The following is a 16,462-nucleotide window of genomic DNA, read 5'->3' as shown; positions in this document are numbered from 1 at the left end:
AATGGGGGAAAGTCGTTGTATCTCCGCGCAGCCTGGGGGAAGACGGCCTTGATAACCATGAAATCGTTTCAACAAACGGCGTTCACTGCTTAAGGGTATGCTCTTAAAATATTGTTTTCTCGTCGGAAAATCTCCGAGACGCGCCCTTTTCTCCTTGACCACCCCAGTCCCATGGTCTTCATTTCTCGCTACCACCCAGGAGAGAAGCCAACATGACATTTTCATCTCTGTTCCACCGCGAGAGCACTCCCGTAGCACTCGAAAATACTCTCCACTACGTTGTGTTCAGCACTCTGCAGTGGAAAACCCCGAATCTTGATGTGATGACACGGGCAGCCAAGCAGCGCTTCGCAGTCCTGTACAACCAGCCCCTAGAGCACAGCTTCGTCATGGATACCCTTGAGCAAGCGCACATCCAAGGCGCCATGTCTGGGGTGAAGGTGGTAGCCGTTCACAAAAACTCGCTCTATCTCTTTTTGAGCGACGATGTGGCGGGCCCAACCTTCCCTGCAATTGAGTCCCTGTGGACTCCAATCAGAAAGCTAGATCTCAATCGGCGATTGGAAGTGGATTTCGCGTGTGAGAACGAAGTCTATTCAGGCCGCTCCGATTACGCGTTTTGGCCAGCTGTCAAAGAAGTCCTTGAGTCGAATACTTTGGGGATTGAGCAATACCAGGTGCCTGTTCTCCATGACTGCTCAGAAGAGGTGCTCTACGGTGATGATCTGGAATCTCACGCACTTCATGTAGATATCCGCCAGTCCTTCACTTCAGAACCAGCGGCGCCCACTCAGCTCTGCTCGGAGGTAGTGGCATCTGTAGCTTCCATGTTGGGCCACACCAACTATCTGATGACGGAATGCTACTGCCGCCCATTTCATAAAAAGCCGGACGTATAAGGCCTCAGTAGGGCTGACCTTGCGGCATGGCGGCGCGGAGCGACCTCCGCAGTGACGATCATCAAAGTCCCTTCGCTAAAACGGTGTCCATCATGATCTATTCCCGCTGGCTTTATACCGAGCATGAGCAACCTCACCATGATGATGGTGAGGGTGCGTACACGATTTTTTCTACACAGCAATTATTCGTCGCTGACTGCATGGCACTTGATGTTGTGTGAATTCAAAAATTCGCTGTGCTGTGGGAAGGTCTACCCGACACCAGGGTGATCGATTTGATCGAGCAGTCGATTATCTTGGCCGTTCTCTCCCCAGTGAAGCTGTTGAATGCCTCCAAAGGAATGCTTGTCGTGGTGTATGACTCCAGGTTAGTCGGTGAGACTTACGAGTTGTTTCACCTCGCCTGGGCGAAAATTGCTGCCGGTGCGATGTACGATGAATGGACTGTGCTGCTGATCAAAGATACGGATGCAGGGTTCGGTCTTGATGGGGGCAGGATCTTCCGAGAATTCGCTCGCGGCATCTTGGACAACAACGAGATCGGAATCGTGGAGTTTACGCCTGACATGTTCCTGTTCAAGGATGACTGGACGCCTGAAAATGTCTTCGGGTCAGGCTTTCGTGAGGAAGCGGAGGCCAGGTCGAAACAGCTGCGAGAAGGGCCAGATCTATTTGACGATGACTTGGATTCGTGGCGAGAGTCGACCACCGCTCCATAGCACTAGCCTATTAACGTTACGGGCCTGCCCCCGCGCTTGAACAGCAAGGTGGCGATAACATATTTCAGGCTGTCTTTTGCGTGCCCTGGCGGGCCGGCTGTCGTGAACCAGGCCCGGCGATTCTCGCCGTAGTCCTGGCCCTGCGGGCTTCCATACTCACGCCTGCGCGCTCCGCTTGCCCTCCGGTTCAAATACAGGTACTGCGTTGGCTGTATGAGGATAAAATCGTTGTTGTTGGCACATCTGAACAGCAGATGACGCCGTTGGCCGTTGTAGAGCGAATCAGTGAACAAATGTATTGAGCTACCGGAGGAAGTGTGGGGAATCTAATAGCCTTGACACGGAATAACGTTCACGAGCTCGACGCTATCGAGCGCTTCGCCTCGTTTCTTGGTACCAACCGCTTCGGTGCTCTGGCTTTGCACTTAGTTTACGAATATCCGGTCAAAATCGAAGAACCCTACCAATCCATACCTAGACTGCGTGACAGCTCCGTCATAGGCATGAGTGACTCTCCGTTTGAGGTGCTGCGCGTTGTTTGCGAAGTCGTCATTAGCCGAGTTCCTGAGCTGCTGCGGATACTGTCATACCGTTATCGACACGAGAGTCGCGTGACCGTCCCCCATGGGCTTTGGCTGGCTCTTCTAGAGCATGCTGAAGGAGATATGTCTCTCATCGAACCTACTAGCTCGCGTGCCCTTGATGGGCGCCTGCCTCCAGATGTTGAAGCCCCATGCCACGAGCTGGTCGCTAAAAACCAGGCGATTCTTGACCAGGATTTTTTACTCGCACGTGAGCGCGAAGGTTTATCAGCCAGCGAGGCCGTGGAGAGCTTAATCGAACACAGACGGGTCACACGCGATAGCGGGCAGGATGCAGAGGTGGACAAGTAGCCTCAAGTCGAGAGGTCGCGGCATTCGTAAGAATCAATCTTCGGTAGTGCCAACACGCCCTGCTTGTTTTACCGAGTGCTATCCACGTTTGTCATGAGCCGCTCTATGCTTCTCTAGATGCGCCATCTCATTCATCCACTCGCTCAGAAACTTTTTCCAGTCACGGGCATATGGCCCTTCTGGGAGTCGCGTCGATCCGACGCTAGCTTGAAAGAAACGCTCCCCCCAAGGCTCGGGGATATTTAGCTCCAGAACTATGTCGATGCCGGAGTGATGACGTTCCACAGGCACAGAATCACGAACCTCAATGAGCTCGAGTGTTTTCTCGGTAGGGGGCGTGGCGTTTCGTTCCTGGTCGTCGAGGTCATCAAGGATGGCCAATGCATCGGATGCCATCGGATCGCCAGGGGGAAGACTGGCAAGCGTCCAGAGAGCTCTTCGCCTAGTGCGTTCAAGCTCGCGGAGTTCCAGACGGTTCATTTCAGCTTCCTCCGGGTTGGTTTGAAGCTGGGCGGCGGTGATGGCGTGCCGCCGTTGGCGGAGGGCTGTCGTGAACCGAGCCATGGCAAAGCCAAGTCTCGGCCCTGCGGGCTTCCATCCCGCACGCCTGCGCGCTCCGCTTGCCCTGTGGTCGCATGGATAGATTCTCTCCAAAGGCGGATGAGAGGCGAAGGAACTTACTCAGCCGTAAACCCGCTGGCTACATATCGTCGGTGAAACATCTCACGACTTTCTAGCGCAGCCCTGTGGGCATCAATTGGTGTCTCGCCTGAATCGGCAGGGTACGTCCCAGGTTGCATCTCGCGGAGACGGACGAGCTCGTCAAAATTAGCCTGAGCATCAGCACGGCGTTTGGCGATGATGGCCTCTGCGATCTCATTGGAAGACGGATCCGGGCCATTTTCCCAGAACCATTGTTTAAGCTCGGAATAGATCTGAAGGTGCCGACTGTCAAAGCCACCGCGATGCTCGTTGATGTCAAACGGATACTGGCCGCTCTCGTACTGGTAGAGAACGAAATCCTGCAGGAGACGCGCCGTTCCGTAGGTGTCGTCGAGCAGAATCTTCTTGTGCAACACGTAGGGTGACTGGGACATCGAGAGGGCCTCACTGCGCTAATTTTACTCAGTCTAGCAATCACGTCTGGAAGCGGGCGTGGCGAAGTTGTCGTTAGCGGCATCCATTATCCTGACACCACCTGTTTTTTGGCGATACGTGCGTCATTGATGTCACGGATGAAATGGCCACGCGTGGTTGGTCTGTAGAGAGAAGAAGGCTCTTCATGGCGGATCACTACAGGGCTGCAGCGGACATGGTTGTGTAATGTCACTGCACCATTATCGATAGTAATACGACCTGCTAGCTGCAAGCTGGACGGGGGAATCCCAGCTTAGCCCCTTTGCCCGACCGGCCAGACCTTGAGGGTGAAGGTCTGACGCAGAAGCCAAAGCCCGATCCAGGGGGCCGTGAACGCGGTGCTCAAAGCCAGCAATGATAGATTTCCAACCGGCACGACAGAGCGCGCCGGTAATTCTCATCGTTACAGTATTATTTTTTAATGGAAACAATTGCGGCTTTGCCACCCTCGAGCCTAAAGGAAAACGATACACGGTCTCCGACAATCAGCCCTGCCAGCTGATTCTCCGTTACGGAAAAAGCCATGGTCATCGGTGGCCATTGCACGGCGGGTACAGCTCCGTGAGAGATGGTCACCGAATGCTTCTTAGTATCTATAGCCTTGATCGTTCCCTCGGCGGTGGCGACTGGAGCCTGTTTTGTTTCCTGCTCCATCTGCATGCCCTCCATACCGTCCACTTTCATGCCCGGCATGTCCTCTGCCAGGGCAGAAAGCGACAGTGTAATTACGGCGCTAGCAACTGCAATCATGGCCAATTTCATACGACTGTTCCTTGAGAGTTGATGGGTTCAACTATGAGGTGCCGGCGACGCATCAGGCGATAGGCTGCCGGAATGACAAATAGGGAAAGCAAGGGTGCCGTGATCATGCCGCCGACCATAGGCGCGGCGATGCGGCTCATCACTTCGCTACCAGTACCGCTGCCCAACAAGATGGGCAAAAGGCCGGCAATGATCACGGCAACGGTCATGGCCTTGGGTCGAACGCGCTGCACAGCGCCTTCGCGAATGGCCGCAACCAGCCCACGCTCAGTGTTGTCGCCGAGGTCTTCACGTTCGGCCCAGGCGTTCTTCAGGTAGAGCAGCATGATCACGCCAAATTCGGCAGAAACACCGGCCAATGCGATAAAGCCGACTCCGGTGGCGACCGACAGGTTGAACCCCAACAGATAGAGGAACCATGCCCCGCCAGTCAGTGCGAATGGCAACGTGGCTATGATCAACAACGCCTCATCGAAGCGGGCAAAAGTCAGGTAGAGCAGCACGAAGATGATCAACAGCGTGGCAGGCACCACCAGTTTGAGGCGTGCGTTAGCCCGTTCCAGAAATTCGAACTGCCCTGAATAACTCAGGCTCATGCCGGGTTGCAACTTGACCTGCTCATTGACGACCTGGCGTAGATCGGCGACCACAGAAGCTATGTCCCGACCACGAACATCGATATACACCCAGCCTGAAGGCCGTGCGTTCTCGCTCTTGAGCATTGGCGGCCCGTCGCTGACCTTGACCTTCGCCACAGTGCCGAGGGTGATCTGGCTGCCTAACGGAGTGTAAATCGGTAATCGCTCCAGGCTGCCGACCGAGTCACGCCACTCACGTGGGTAACGCACGTTAATCGGAAAACGTGCGAGACCTTCAATGGTCTCCCCGACGTTTTCACCGCCGATAGCGCCGGCCACGATGGACTGCACATCAGCGATGTTCAATCCATAGCGAGCGGCAGCCTTTCTGTCGATATCCACGTCAATGTAGCGGCCACCAGTCAGTCGCTCGGCAAGAGCCGAACTGACACCGGGCACGTCTTTGGCCACCCGCTCGACCGCTTGAGTGACAGCATCAATTTCCGTCAAATTGGTACCGGCGACCTTCACTCCAATAGGGCTTTTGATACCCGTAGCCAGCATATCGATACGGTTTCGAATCGGTGGTATCCAGATATTGGTTAGCCCAGGAACTCGTACCACTCGATCCAGTTCCTCCACCAATTTTTCCTGTGTCATGCCTGGGCGCCATTGCTCGTGCGGCTTGAATTGAATGGTGGTTTCGAACATCTCCAGCGGTGCCGGATCGGTAGCGGTTTCGGCACGCCCTGCTTTACCGAAGACGTGTTCGACCTCTGGAACTGTCTTGATCAGGCGGTCGGTTTGTTGCAGCAATTGCGCCGCTTTCTGCGCCGACAATCCCGGCAGGGCTGAAGGCATATAGAGCAGGTCGCCCTCGTCCAACGGGGGGAGAAACTCGCCACCCAAGCGCGACATTGGCCATAGCGTACTGACAAAAACCAATAGCGCCACCAGCAGCGTGATCTTTGGTCGACGCAAGACCGCGTCCAGAGCGGGCTGGTAGATCCGGATCAGCCAACGGTTTAGCGGGTTATGTTGCTCAGTGGGGATTCGACCCCGAATCCAATAGCCCATCAGCACTGGCACCAAGGTCACTGACAATCCTGCCGCTGCGGCCATGGCGTAGGTCTTGGTGAAAGCTAATGGGCCGAACAATCGCCCTTCCTGTGCTTCCAGAGTAAAAACCGGAATGAACGACAGGGTGATGATTAACAAACAGAAGAACAGTGCTGGGCCTACCTCCGCTGCCGCTTCAGTCATCACATGCCAATGACGCTCCCCCTTCAGTTCCTCCCCAGGGTTGGCCGCATGCCAGGCCTCGATCTTCTTATGGGCGTTCTCGATCATCACCACGGCGGCATCGACCATGGCGCCGATGGCGATGGCAATCCCACCCAAGGACATGATGTTGGCGTTGATCCCTTGGTAACGCATTACGGTGAAGGCAATCAACACACCAACAGGCAGGGAGATGATCGCCACCAGCGATGAGCGCAAGTGCCAGAGAAAGATCCCGCAAACTAACGCGACGACGATGAACTCTTCGATTAGCTTGTGGCTGAGGTTTTCGATGGCACGGTCGATCAGCTTGCTCCGGTCATAGGTGGTGACGATTTCCACCCCGACCGGTAAACTTTTTTTCAGCTCGTCGAGTTTGGTCTTGACCGCCGCAATGGTCTCGCGAGCATTCTTGCCACTGCGCAAAATTACCACGCCGCCGACGGTCTCACCTTCGCCGTCGAGTTCAGTAATGCCACGCCGCATTTCCGGCCCCAACTGGATCGTGGCGACATCGCCAAGACTCACCGGTACACCTCCAGCACCAAGCTTCAACGGGATAGCACGAAAGTCATTGAGCGTTTTTAGGTAGCCTGAGGCCCGCACAATGAACTCGGTCTCAGCCATCTCCAGCACGGCCCCACCGGTTTCCTGATTGGCCTTGCCTATAGCTTCGGTTACCTCGGCTTGAGTGATACCGAGGCTTGCCAATTTGAGTGGATCGAGTTGAACCTGATACTGCTTGACCATCCCTCCCACGGTGGCGACTTCCGCAACGTTGGGCAGGGTCTTGAGCTCGAACTTTAGGAACCAGTCCTGCAGTGCGCGAAGCTGCGCCAGGTCATGTCCGCCACTGCGATCCACTAATGCGTACTGAAAGATCCAGCCCACGCCCGTTGCATCCGGCCCCAACGCCGGCTTCGCGCTAGCCGGCAACCGACTTTGTATTTGGCTCAGATACTCCAACACCCGCGAGCGGGCCCAGTACAAGTCGGTGCCGTCTTCGAACAGCACATAAACAAAGCTGTCACCGAAGAAGGAATAACCTCGCACGGTCTTTGCCCCCGGTACGGAGAGCATGGTGGTGGCCAACGGATAGGTCACCTGGTTTTCGACAATCTGCGGCGCTTGTCCAGGATAAGGGGTGCGGATGATTACCTGTACATCGGAGAGGTCTGGCAGCGCATCAATGGGCGTACTCTGCACAGACCAAATGCCCCACGCCGTGACAAATAGTGTCGCCAGTAGCACGAGAAATCGGTTGGCTACTGACCAACGAATCAGGGCAGCGATCATGGCTGGCTCCCCGATTTATCCAGGCGTTCAACACGCAAGTCGTCATCGGTTTGGCTCACCGCGATACGAACCTTGTCACCCGCTTTGAGGCCCAGCATGAGAGTCGGATTGGCGAGTGGGAAAGTCATCGTCATGCCAGGCATGCCCAGCGTCTTGAAGGGGCCATGGGCGAGCGTGACTTCTTTGTCGTTGATCTCAACGATCTGCCCATCCGCCTCATGAAAACTGGAGGTTGCTGCGCTGGGCAGTGACTCTTCCTCCGAGCTTGCAACGATGCCCTTAAGACTGGCCTCCGAGTCGAGCAGGAACTGGCCAGACGTAACCACCTTCTGGCCTTCTTCCAGACCTTTCACTATCGCCGTCTTGCCATCGCTTTCCTGCCCGAGGTGCACATCCACTGGACGGTAGCGGCCCACGTCTTCGGCGAGCATCACCAATGCACGTCGGCCAGTGCGAATGACAGCCTCGCTCGGCACCCACAACACACTTTGCCCGGTCGAGCGATTCAGGCGTACCTGCGCAGTCAAACCCGGTCTGAGGCGCCCGTCGGGATTAGGGAGTTCCACCCGCACGCGAAGGGTGCGGCTGTCCGGGTTTGTTTCGGGCAAAATCGCGCTGACTTTGCCTCTAAGCATTGTCCCTGGGAAGGCTGGCAGACGCGCTTCGACCGCCTGCCCCACGGTGATCGATCCGGCATCCGATTCTGGAACGGCCACGGCGAGCCAGACACTGCTCAAGCCATTGACGCGTGCGAGAGTATCGCCAGTAGCCACAGTCATACCCGCACGTACATTCAATTCTTGCAGCACACCGGCAATGGGGCTGGTAAGAGTCAGGTACGGTTGAACCTTACCGCCACGCTCTACCTGAGTAATCAGTGCTGCCGGCATCCCTGTGAGCCGTAGGCGCTGGCGGGCCGCAACCAACAGGTCAGCATCCCCGTTGCGCTTCAGGGCAAGGAACTCTGTCTGAGCAGCAGCCCATTCCGGCACCAAGATATCCGCCAACGTCACGTTGGCTTCGAGCACATCACCCGGAGCATGGGCATAGACCCGCTCCACAAAGCCAGGAGTGCGTGCCTGAATCACAGCGACATCACGCTCGTTAAACGCCAAAACACCTGTTACGTCGAGACTGGAATCAAAGACTCCACGGGTAACTGTCGAAAAACGCAGACCTAGATTCTGCGTCAACCTCGGGTCGATACTGACGGTCGCACGATCTCCTGCGCCACCGGCGTACTGAGGAACCAATTGCATGTCCATGAAGGGGGATTTACCCGGTTTATCAAACTTTTGCTGTGGGTACATTGGGTCGTACCAATACAGGGCCTGGCGTTCGTCCGGTGAATTGAGCGTCTGATCTTGGGAAACAACGGGTACTCCGCTCATGCGCTGATGTGCGAACCAGTAACCCCCGGCTACACCCAGTGCCAGCGAGGTGCCAACCAGCAATGCCCCGTTCCATTTCTTAAGGTTCATTGGCCGGCCTCCCCATAAGCAAAATACAGACGCGCACTGGTCAGCGCTCGCTGCTCTTCCACGTCAATCTGTTTGAGGCGAGCCTCGATGAGCTCTCGTCGGGCAGCAACAACTGAGTTCAAATCGCCCTTGCCTGCGCGAAAACTGGCCATGCTAAGTTCGACCTTTTCCTTGGCTAGCGGCACCAGGCTTTCCTGATTTCGGCGTACAGCACGATTCAGGCGATCATAGTCAGCCAATTCGCTCTCGAGTTGCTGAGTGTGCTCACGTGACAGGGCTTCGCGCTCGGCTTCAAGCTGACTGAGTTCAGCCTGTTTGGCTGCAATCCTAGGGTTTTGGCGAGAGTCCGGAAATAGCGGTAAATCCCATGAAAGCTGCACGCTGACCATGTCGCCGAACTGTCGGCCACGATGCTGATAATCCAGTTCCCAACTCCAGTCCGACTGCTTTTCCGCTTCGGCTTCACGAACCTTGGCTTGCGCTTCACGGGTCATCGGCGCAAACGCTGCCAACTCAGGATGGTGTTGCAGCTTATGGGAGTAGCCTGATGTATCAACTGGCCATTCGGGCAAATCACCTACAGGTTTGTCGTTGGCGGCGGGGCCAATCCAGCGTTTGAGGGCAGCTCGGGCCTGTGCGCGCTGGCGGATCAGATCATCCTGTTGTTCCGCTAGTTGAGCTGCCTCTTGCTTGGGCGTCACCGCATCGACGGGTTGAGCGCGGCCACCGGCAATTTGGGCCCGGACGGTAACGGTCAATAATCGGTTTTCTTTGTAGAAGTCCTGGAACAGCGCATCTTTGCGCTCAACCGCGTAGCTACTGATCCAGGCCAATGCCGTGGACTGGCGTACCTTCAGACGTTCGACTCTACGCTCCGCAGCAGCGCGATCAACAGCAGCATCGGCGACCTCGATGCGCGCTTTGCGCTTGTCGCTATTGGGCATCTCCTGCCTGACCCCGACCATCTGCATGGTCATGAAGTCTTGGTCGATGCTCCAACGATCCGGGCCGCCAATGGGGTAGTTCTGCACACCCACCAATAACTTGGGATCGGGTAATTCACCAGCAGGGATGGCTGCACTGCTGGCAGCCTGAATTTTCGCGTCTTGTGCGGTCAGCGACGGCGCATTGTTTTCGGCCAGCCGCAACGCTTCATCGAGTGTCAATGCGGCAGCGAAGCTCGGCAATGCCAGTACGCTTGCCGCCAGACCGGCCACGAGGGGCCAACCTGTGCAATAGCACTTGGGGTTCATGTTCACGATTCCTGTGATGATCCACTGCGCGCTTCATAAGACATGCACGCAGATATGCCATTCCACTAAAGCGGAATGAGGCTCAGTGTGGTACAGGAATCAAACGCGAGGGGGTCGCCAAACCCCGGACGAGGTCTTTACAGGCAAGGAATCGCTGAAGAATGAAATCACTTCGGGGCTGAATACGGTTACAGGAGGCTTTAAGATCGAGACTTGCAGCATGCCGCCCGACTTGCATTCCTGGCCCGGCTTACAAGGTTTGCCGTGCTCGGAAGGGCTTTTCATATCGCTACAGCAGTCCATCCCCATATCGTCCATCATTGCCATGCCCATCGTCTTCATCGGGCAAGGTTCTGTCGGTGCCTGAACGCCCGCCATCCCGCTGAGGGGAAGCGCCAAGCTAATCACGAAGACGATGCAAAACCGCAGATAGCGTTTCATGGGCTGGAGTGTAGTCGCTGCAAATGGCTCTTACAATTGAACACGTCAGGCCCACGCTGGTAGGCTGATCGTAAAGGTCGTATGGCCTTCTCTGGAGGCACATCCGACGGTGCCGTCATGGGCTTCGACCAGTGACTTGACGATTGCCAAACCTAACCCCGCATTGTTCGTAGCGCCCTCTCTCCGTGCAGGATCGACTCTGTAAAAACGGTCAAACAACCGGGGCAGATGCTCTACCGCTATCAGCTCGCCGGGATTTTCCACTGACAATCTGATCATGCTGCCAGACGGCTCGATTTTCACGGAGATTGTAGAGTCAGGTGGGGTATACCTGAGCGCATTGGACAGCAAATTAGAGATCATCCTATCCAGCATCGTCACGTCACCGTAAACCGCGCCGTGCCCAGAGACTTGTAGCTTTAGTCCTGTGTCGTCTGCCAGCAACTGGTAAAACTCGAAGAGTTTCTCCACGACCGAACGCAACTCGACTTTCGCTTTGGCAGGCAGAACCAGACCGTTGTCCGACTTTGCCAAGAAAAGCATGCCATCAATAATGCTGGAAAGTCGGTTCAGATCCTCCAGGTTGGAATAGAGATTCTCTTCATAATCCTCTGGCGCCCGTTTCTTTGTAAGGATGACCTCGGTATGCGTGCGCAGATTGCTAATAGGAGTACGTAGCTCGTGCGCGATATCGGCTGAAAAGTTAGATAACCGAGCAAATGACTCTTCAAGGCGAGCAAGCATAGCGTTGAACGAAGTGACGAGGAGTTCCAGCTCGCGAGGCACAGAGTCCATCGGGATACGTTCTTTTAGCGATCCGGCTGACATCGACGCGGCGACTTGCGTCACTTGTGCGACCGGCTTCAGCCCGCTGCGCGCCACCAACCACCCTAAACCTGCGCTGATCAAGGCACTAATCGCCAGCCCTATCACCAACCACCAGCGCAAAGTTTCAACGAAATGCATATGGCTTGTGATGTCTAAATTCAGCCACGCGGTCATTGGCTCAGCTTCATTCGCCAAATGAACTTGGGCTTTCATACCTCGATACACATGGCCTCCAGCTGTCCACTCCCACATATCTTTCCCTTGGTCACTCGAGGAGGGAGGTGGATGGCCAACTGAATTTGAAGTCGCGAAAAACGTCTTACCTCCCATCGTGATGATAGAGGCTGAGATTTCCTGGTGTGCACCAAGCAGAGCTTGTAGTTGCAACACAACTTCTGAGGGCGCTGCGGAGCCAGCTTCGCCATCCATTATTTGCCGAATGGATTCGAGCTTTTCCGTCATCGCCTGACGGTCGAGGGCCTTGAAGTGATGCTGGCTGAATCCGTCAAAAGTAAAGCCTGCAACTACCAGCACGGCGACCACGGCACAGACAAACATCATGCTTAAACGGAGGGTAAGAGATGCACGCTTCATTCTGTATCCGGAGCATCTAGCATGTAGCCCATTCCCCTCGCGGTCTGAATCATCTTGGTGTCGAAATCGTCATCGATTTTGGCCCGGAGCCGACGAATCGCGACTTCGATCACGTTGGTATCACTGTCGAAGTTCATATCCCAAACCTGCGATGCGATTAGTGATTTCGGCAAGACTTCTCCCCGACGGCGCATCAGCAGCTCTAGCAGCGAAAATTCCTTGGCAGTAAGATCAATACGTCGACCTGAGCGCGAAGCCCGTCGCTTAAGAAGATCGACCTCCAGATCCCCGATTTTAATAGATGTCTGGTTGGGTACGGCAGCACCACGGCGAAGCAAGCTTCTGACGCGAGCAAGCAACTCGGAAAATGCGAAGGGTTTGACTAGATAATCGTCCGCACCTAACTCCAAGCCTTTGACCCGGTCATCAACTCCGTCCCTGGCCGTCAGAAACAGCACAGGGACTAAACTTCCGCCTGCGCGGACATTACGGATGACTTCCCAGCCATCAATGCCCGGCATCATTACGTCCAGAATTAAGAGATCGTAGGTCTCGCTCAGCGCCTGGTGCAACGCCTCTGTTCCTGTCACAACCCGGTCGACACTGAAGCCAGCTTCCAAGAGGCCTTGCTGTAGATACATTCCGATTTTGGGTTCGTCTTCTGCAACCAAGAGTTTCATGCTTGGGCTCCGGTTTTTCGGTGTTCTAGTGTGCTACCAATCTGACGGCTGTGCGGAAGCTTACGCAAATGTAATTGCCCCAACAGCAAACAGGAAGCACGCAGTCACGACAGGCTCGGGGGCAATTGAGCGGCGGCAGCGAAGATGCGGCTTACAAAAATGTAATCGGGAACCTGACTTTTTGCGCTTAACCTACCTTGCTGGCGGTGCGGAAGCGCTACTCGTGGCGCACGGCCAAGAGCATGCAGAGCAACCGCACAATGACACGTGACGAGGTGCATGGAATGTTCAAACGAAAGCTATCGCTTGCTGTGGGATTGATGATTTGTGGGGTTGTGCAGGCAGCTGAGCCACTCACTATTGATGTACATCGTGACGCGAACTGCAGGTGCTGCAAGGAGTGGGTCAAGCACCTTGAATTGAATGGATTCAAGGTGGTCGACCACGTGGAAAGTAATATGAGCGCTATCAAGCAGAACCTGGGCGTGCCACAGGGACTCGCTTCATGCCATACGGCTGTAATTGACGGCAAATTTGTAGAGGGTCATGTCCCAGCCGATGAAATCAAGAAGCTGAATGGTCGTTCAGACCTCGCAGGAATTGCAGTGCCAGGTATGCCCGCAGGTTCTCCTGGTATGGACTACGGCCAGAATCATCAACCTTACCAAGTTCTGGGGCTCACCAAGGCAGGTGCGCAAGAAGTGGTCGCTGACTACCCCATCAGCCGATAGTCGTTGCTCAGATCTGAGCGCCCTTGGGGCCGCTCGGATCTAGCTCCTGGATCACCCTTGAGCCATCTCGATTGAGGGGCTCAATGTTCCTAGCCAAGCTACCAAGCAAACGATGACGACAGCACAGGTCGATTCGATCACCACACTTTTTCTCAAAGCAGTTGCCGCTAGAGAAAAATCACCGGCCACCACAGACCGCTCTAGTGAAGGGCTCAGGTAAAAACGATTGAGGGTAGCTAGCCCGATCATGCCTACGAAAAGTAGGATCTTCACGAGTAGGAGAATGCCATAGGTACTGGTTACGACTTCGATTACTGTCGGCCCGACAATGAAGAGATAATTAGCGACGCCAGTAACTATGATCGTACCAACAATGAATGCGCCCGCTGTTTCGAATCCCCTGAGCGCTCGCGATAGCACTCGTACCAGTTGCTCCGAATTAGCCCCCCTAATACTCAACATCAGACCGAACGCCGCGAGAGCTCCGATCCATCCGCCAGCGGCAAGTAGGTGCAGAATATCAGCGGCAAAGTGCCAGAATCGCAGGACGCCTTCATCCATCGCCCCGTGACCTGTCCATGGGATTGTCGCTAAGGCAATGCTGCCCGCAATGGTAGCGACCCAGAGACTGCCCGTCGGCCATCGCCTGTTCTGGCTTCCAGCAAAAATCACCACTGCTAGCGAGATCATGCGTGTGACCCAGCTGTAGCCGACCTCAGTCTCGTACAGCATCATTTCCATGTGAGGTCGCAGCTCCGCCCAGTCGGATGCGCCGCTCATATTTTTTGTCATAACTACAAAAGCTGCTATGGACAAAAGCATACCTATAACAGCGGTGCCAGGTAGTAGCGACCCAAAATGCAACAGCGTTCCCGATACACGCTCTTTTCCCCGAAAGCTGTATAGCCCAAAGACGGCGAGACCGAAGAGGAGCATCAGATCCAAATACAGCGCGAGGCGCAGCGCCACGTTAATTGGGTCGCTCATACTTATTTCACTTTGAAGGTGACGCTGCCAGTAATCGGATGGGTATCGGAGGAGACCGCTCGCCATTCGACTTTGTAGGTGCCAGCAGTGAGAGGAGAGGCCGGAGTCAAGATCATGGTTTTAGGATCGTTACTCCCAGCGACGCTGGCTTTCATAGCCATAGGGGAGTGTGACATACCGGGCATTTCCGTCATGACCAACTTAGCTCCGGAAAATTGGGTAACCAAGTTTTCAGAAAAGTGCAGTTCAATCTTCGCAGGAGCTGGGCCGCTCTCGCCTTCAGCCGGGGTCGAAGACAGCAGCTTCGGGTGAGCCTGGGCAACTGCACTGAGCAGAAGACTGGATGAAAGAGCGACGGCCACAACACAGGATTTAAGTACAGACATGCAAGGCTCCCCACAGCGCGTAGCTGTTGTAATGAGGTTAATAATTATTTGGTGCCGCTAACTGTGATTTAGAACCACACCCGGACGCCGAGCACCAGACGTGCTTCGTTATTGTCTTCGCCTTCCTCGCTGGCATAGTCAGCGGTCTTTCCATAAGCCCGATTCCAAGTCACGCCTACATAAGGTGCGAACTCAGGACGGATTTCGTATCGGAGCCGCAAACCGACTTCACTCTCAGACAACCCTGAACCGACTCCACGTTTGGGATCGTTTTTGCCATAGAAATTGAATTCTGCCGTCGGTTGCAATATCAGCTTATTGGTTAGGAGGATGTCGTAGTCCCCTTCCAGCCGAACAGCGGTCTGGCCGCCTTCCCCCAGATAAGCAGTAGCCTGGGCCTCGAAATTGTAGAGCGCCAAGCCCTGGATCCCGAAAGCCGCCCACGTTTGAGGGTCGCCCGGTTTGAAGTCTTGACGAACCCCGCCGACTAAATCCCACCAAGGGCTTATGGAGTGTCCCCATAAAGCTTGAACCTCAGCTTTTTCAGTCTTCCCGTTAGTGCGCTCGCCTTCGGAACGCAACCAAAGACGATCAACATCTCCTCCTATCCAGCCTTGGGCTTCCCAGTTCAGCGCGCTTCCATCGTCGGCGTCCTGCCACTCCAATTTCTCAAATATAGAAAGTGAGTTGAGGGCTGTGTCATGAACCGCGTGACCACCTGGGGACTTATAGACTGCGGCTCTGTCGGCATCGGTTAGCGGCGGTATCGGAGTCCGGCTTTGGGTTTGTGGTTGCTTGGCGGGCTGCATACCCTCCATTTTGCTGTGATCCATGCCCTGCATCTGGCTGTGATCCATACCTTCCATGTTGCCGTGATCCATACCCTGCATCTGCCCGTCTTCGGCACCCTGGCTTGTTTCGGCGGCTGCCGGCAAGACAAAACCAACGGTTAGAGCGACAGTAAATACAGCTGAGTGCATGCGAGTCCCGCAAAAATAATTGCTCATAAGTCGACTCCTTATTCCTCTACACGCACTTCGCGGAACATCCCCATTTCCATGTGGTATAGGAGATGGCAATGATAGGCCCAGCGTCCCAGCGCATCGGCTGTCACTCGGTAGCTGCGCTTTGACCCTGGCGGCATATCAATGGTGTGTTTGCGGACAAGGAATTGCCCGTTTTCATCCTCAAGGTCGCTCCACATGCCATGCAAGTGGATGGGATGAGTCATCATTGTGTCGTTGACGAGAACGATCCGGACTCGCTCGCCATACTTCAGCTTTAACGGCTCGGCGTCTGAAAACTTCACGCCGTTGAAAGACCAGGAAAATTTCTCCATATGGCCGGTCAAGTGCAGTTCGATAGTTCGACTTGGCTCACGGCCATCTGGATCCTCAAACGTGCTCTTTAGGTCAGAGTACGTCAGCACCTTTCGACCATTCTCGCGAAGGCCCATCCCAGGATCATCAAGCTTTGGCGACGTCGACATTGCCTGCATGTCGACGAGAGGATTGTT

At 55.0% G+C, this 16,462-nt stretch carries 18 protein-coding genes; 5 read left to right on the top strand and 13 right to left on the bottom strand.

What is annotated here, in order from left to right; genetic code table 11:
* Positions 1-212: 212 nt before the first annotated feature.
* The 4 genes from K0F88_RS17460 to K0F88_RS17450 all read left to right on the top strand — a co-directional run bounded on the left by K0F88_RS17460 (position 213) and on the right by K0F88_RS17450 (position 2,511).
* Positions 213-899: a hypothetical protein gene (locus K0F88_RS17460; protein ID WP_219095860.1), complete on the top strand. Its 687-nt coding sequence runs from the start codon at positions 213-215 to the stop codon at positions 897-899.
* Between the two features lie 92 nt (positions 900-991).
* The gene (locus tag K0F88_RS32460; protein ID WP_257605268.1) at positions 992-1,120 is read left to right on the top strand and encodes a hypothetical protein; all 129 of its coding nucleotides are present in this window, start codon (positions 992-994) and stop codon (positions 1,118-1,120) included.
* 45 nt (positions 1,121-1,165) lie between these two features.
* On the top strand, positions 1,166-1,618 hold the full coding sequence (locus tag K0F88_RS17455; RefSeq protein ID WP_257605267.1) for a hypothetical protein: 453 nt from the start codon (positions 1,166-1,168) through the stop codon (positions 1,616-1,618).
* 335 nt (positions 1,619-1,953) lie between these two features.
* The gene (locus tag K0F88_RS17450) at positions 1,954-2,511 is read left to right on the top strand and encodes a hypothetical protein (protein ID WP_219095859.1); all 558 of its coding nucleotides are present in this window, start codon (positions 1,954-1,956) and stop codon (positions 2,509-2,511) included.
* Positions 2,512-2,589: 78 nt separating this feature from the next.
* Here K0F88_RS17450 and K0F88_RS17445 read toward each other — a convergent pair whose 3' ends face one another.
* The 9 genes from K0F88_RS17445 to K0F88_RS17405 form a co-directional block, all read right to left on the bottom strand.
* Positions 2,590-2,991, bottom strand: a complete 402-nt coding sequence (locus tag K0F88_RS17445; RefSeq protein WP_219095858.1) for a hypothetical protein — start codon at positions 2,989-2,991, stop codon at positions 2,590-2,592.
* A 197-nt stretch (positions 2,992-3,188) separates the two neighbouring features.
* Entirely contained in the window at positions 3,189-3,608 is a 420-nt protein-coding gene (locus K0F88_RS17440) for a hypothetical protein (RefSeq protein ID WP_219095857.1), read from the bottom strand.
* Between the two features lie 451 nt (positions 3,609-4,059).
* On the bottom strand, positions 4,060-4,410 hold the full coding sequence (locus K0F88_RS17435; protein ID WP_219095856.1) for a copper-binding protein: 351 nt from the start codon (positions 4,408-4,410) through the stop codon (positions 4,060-4,062).
* Positions 4,407-7,565 carry an efflux RND transporter permease subunit gene (locus K0F88_RS17430; protein ID WP_219095855.1) on the bottom strand — a complete coding sequence of 1,053 codons (3,159 nt, stop codon included), beginning with the start codon at positions 7,563-7,565 and terminating at the stop codon, positions 4,407-4,409. Before K0F88_RS17430 ends, K0F88_RS17435 begins: the two co-directional genes overlap by 4 nt.
* Positions 7,562-9,046 (bottom strand): efflux RND transporter periplasmic adaptor subunit, encoded by a 1,485-nt coding sequence (locus K0F88_RS17425; protein WP_219095854.1) that lies wholly within the window; start codon positions 9,044-9,046, stop codon positions 7,562-7,564. Before K0F88_RS17425 ends, K0F88_RS17430 begins: the two co-directional genes overlap by 4 nt.
* Positions 9,043-10,299 carry a TolC family protein gene (locus tag K0F88_RS17420; RefSeq protein WP_219095853.1) on the bottom strand — a complete coding sequence of 419 codons (1,257 nt, stop codon included), beginning with the start codon at positions 10,297-10,299 and terminating at the stop codon, positions 9,043-9,045. The genes K0F88_RS17425 and K0F88_RS17420 overlap by 4 nt, the downstream gene beginning before the upstream one ends.
* A gap of 99 nt (positions 10,300-10,398) precedes the next feature.
* Positions 10,399-10,740 carry a hypothetical protein gene (locus K0F88_RS17415; RefSeq protein WP_219095852.1) on the bottom strand — a complete coding sequence of 114 codons (342 nt, stop codon included), beginning with the start codon at positions 10,738-10,740 and terminating at the stop codon, positions 10,399-10,401.
* A 45-nt stretch (positions 10,741-10,785) separates the two neighbouring features.
* Positions 10,786-12,162 (bottom strand): heavy metal sensor histidine kinase, encoded by a 1,377-nt coding sequence (locus tag K0F88_RS17410; protein ID WP_219095851.1) that lies wholly within the window; start codon positions 12,160-12,162, stop codon positions 10,786-10,788.
* Positions 12,159-12,842 (bottom strand): heavy metal response regulator transcription factor, encoded by a 684-nt coding sequence (locus tag K0F88_RS17405; RefSeq protein WP_101209373.1) that lies wholly within the window; start codon positions 12,840-12,842, stop codon positions 12,159-12,161. Before K0F88_RS17405 ends, K0F88_RS17410 begins: the two co-directional genes overlap by 4 nt.
* Before the next feature lie 284 nt (positions 12,843-13,126).
* Here K0F88_RS17405 and K0F88_RS17400 point away from each other — a divergent pair, with 284 nt between their 5' ends.
* Complete coding sequence (locus K0F88_RS17400; protein ID WP_219095850.1) at positions 13,127-13,573, top strand: DUF411 domain-containing protein; 447 nt, start codon at positions 13,127-13,129, stop codon at positions 13,571-13,573.
* Positions 13,574-13,624: 51 nt separating this feature from the next.
* Here the strand turns inward: K0F88_RS17400 and copD are convergent, their stop codons facing one another.
* The 4 genes from copD to K0F88_RS32455 form a co-directional block, all read right to left on the bottom strand.
* Complete coding sequence (gene copD / locus K0F88_RS17395; RefSeq protein ID WP_219095849.1) at positions 13,625-14,560, bottom strand: copper homeostasis membrane protein CopD; 936 nt, start codon at positions 14,558-14,560, stop codon at positions 13,625-13,627.
* A gap of 2 nt (positions 14,561-14,562) precedes the next feature.
* Positions 14,563-14,946, bottom strand: coding sequence for a copper homeostasis periplasmic binding protein CopC (gene copC / locus K0F88_RS17390; RefSeq protein WP_219095848.1), 384 nt, complete (start codon positions 14,944-14,946; stop codon positions 14,563-14,565).
* Between the two features lie 68 nt (positions 14,947-15,014).
* On the bottom strand, positions 15,015-15,953 hold the full coding sequence (locus K0F88_RS17385) for a copper resistance protein B (RefSeq protein WP_219095847.1): 939 nt from the start codon (positions 15,951-15,953) through the stop codon (positions 15,015-15,017).
* An 11-nt stretch (positions 15,954-15,964) separates the two neighbouring features.
* On the bottom strand, positions 15,965-16,462 hold a 498-nt coding region (locus tag K0F88_RS32455), incomplete at its 5' end, for a multicopper oxidase domain-containing protein (protein ID WP_257605266.1).

Origin of the sequence: Pseudomonas sp. UMAB-40 (assembly GCF_900095275.1) — a bacterium.
GTDB classification, from domain to species: domain Bacteria; phylum Pseudomonadota; class Gammaproteobacteria; order Pseudomonadales; family Pseudomonadaceae; genus Aquipseudomonas; species Aquipseudomonas mandelii_B.
Note: the sequence above shows the minus strand (reverse complement) of the source record. Positions and strands in the feature narration are given on the sequence as shown.

Excerpts from the sequence above, each read along its gene's own strand:
- K0F88_RS17460 (WP_219095860.1), top strand. The coding sequence starts at position 213 with ATGACATTTTCATCTCTGTTCCACCGCGAGAGCACTCCCGTAGCACTC.
- K0F88_RS32460 (WP_257605268.1), top strand. The coding sequence starts at position 992 with ATGATCTATTCCCGCTGGCTTTATACCGAGCATGAGCAACCTCACCAT.
- K0F88_RS17445 (WP_219095858.1), bottom strand. The coding sequence starts at position 2,991 with ATGAACCGTCTGGAACTCCGCGAGCTTGAACGCACTAGGCGAAGAGCT.
- K0F88_RS17440 (WP_219095857.1), bottom strand. The coding sequence starts at position 3,608 with ATGTCCCAGTCACCCTACGTGTTGCACAAGAAGATTCTGCTCGACGAC.
- K0F88_RS17435 (WP_219095856.1), bottom strand. The coding sequence starts at position 4,410 with ATGAAATTGGCCATGATTGCAGTTGCTAGCGCCGTAATTACACTGTCG.
- K0F88_RS17430 (WP_219095855.1), bottom strand. The coding sequence starts at position 7,565 with ATGATCGCTGCCCTGATTCGTTGGTCAGTAGCCAACCGATTTCTCGTG.
- K0F88_RS17425 (WP_219095854.1), bottom strand. The coding sequence starts at position 9,046 with ATGAACCTTAAGAAATGGAACGGGGCATTGCTGGTTGGCACCTCGCTG.
- K0F88_RS17420 (WP_219095853.1), bottom strand. The coding sequence starts at position 10,299 with ATGAACCCCAAGTGCTATTGCACAGGTTGGCCCCTCGTGGCCGGTCTG.
- K0F88_RS17415 (WP_219095852.1), bottom strand. The coding sequence starts at position 10,740 with ATGAAACGCTATCTGCGGTTTTGCATCGTCTTCGTGATTAGCTTGGCG.
- K0F88_RS17410 (WP_219095851.1), bottom strand. The coding sequence starts at position 12,162 with ATGAAGCGTGCATCTCTTACCCTCCGTTTAAGCATGATGTTTGTCTGT.
- K0F88_RS17405 (WP_101209373.1), bottom strand. The coding sequence starts at position 12,842 with ATGAAACTCTTGGTTGCAGAAGACGAACCCAAAATCGGAATGTATCTA.
- K0F88_RS17400 (WP_219095850.1), top strand. The coding sequence starts at position 13,127 with ATGTTCAAACGAAAGCTATCGCTTGCTGTGGGATTGATGATTTGTGGG.
- copD (WP_219095849.1), bottom strand. The coding sequence starts at position 14,560 with ATGAGCGACCCAATTAACGTGGCGCTGCGCCTCGCGCTGTATTTGGAT.
- copC (WP_219095848.1), bottom strand. The coding sequence starts at position 14,946 with ATGTCTGTACTTAAATCCTGTGTTGTGGCCGTCGCTCTTTCATCCAGT.
- K0F88_RS17385 (WP_219095847.1), bottom strand. The coding sequence starts at position 15,953 with ATGAGCAATTATTTTTGCGGGACTCGCATGCACTCAGCTGTATTTACT.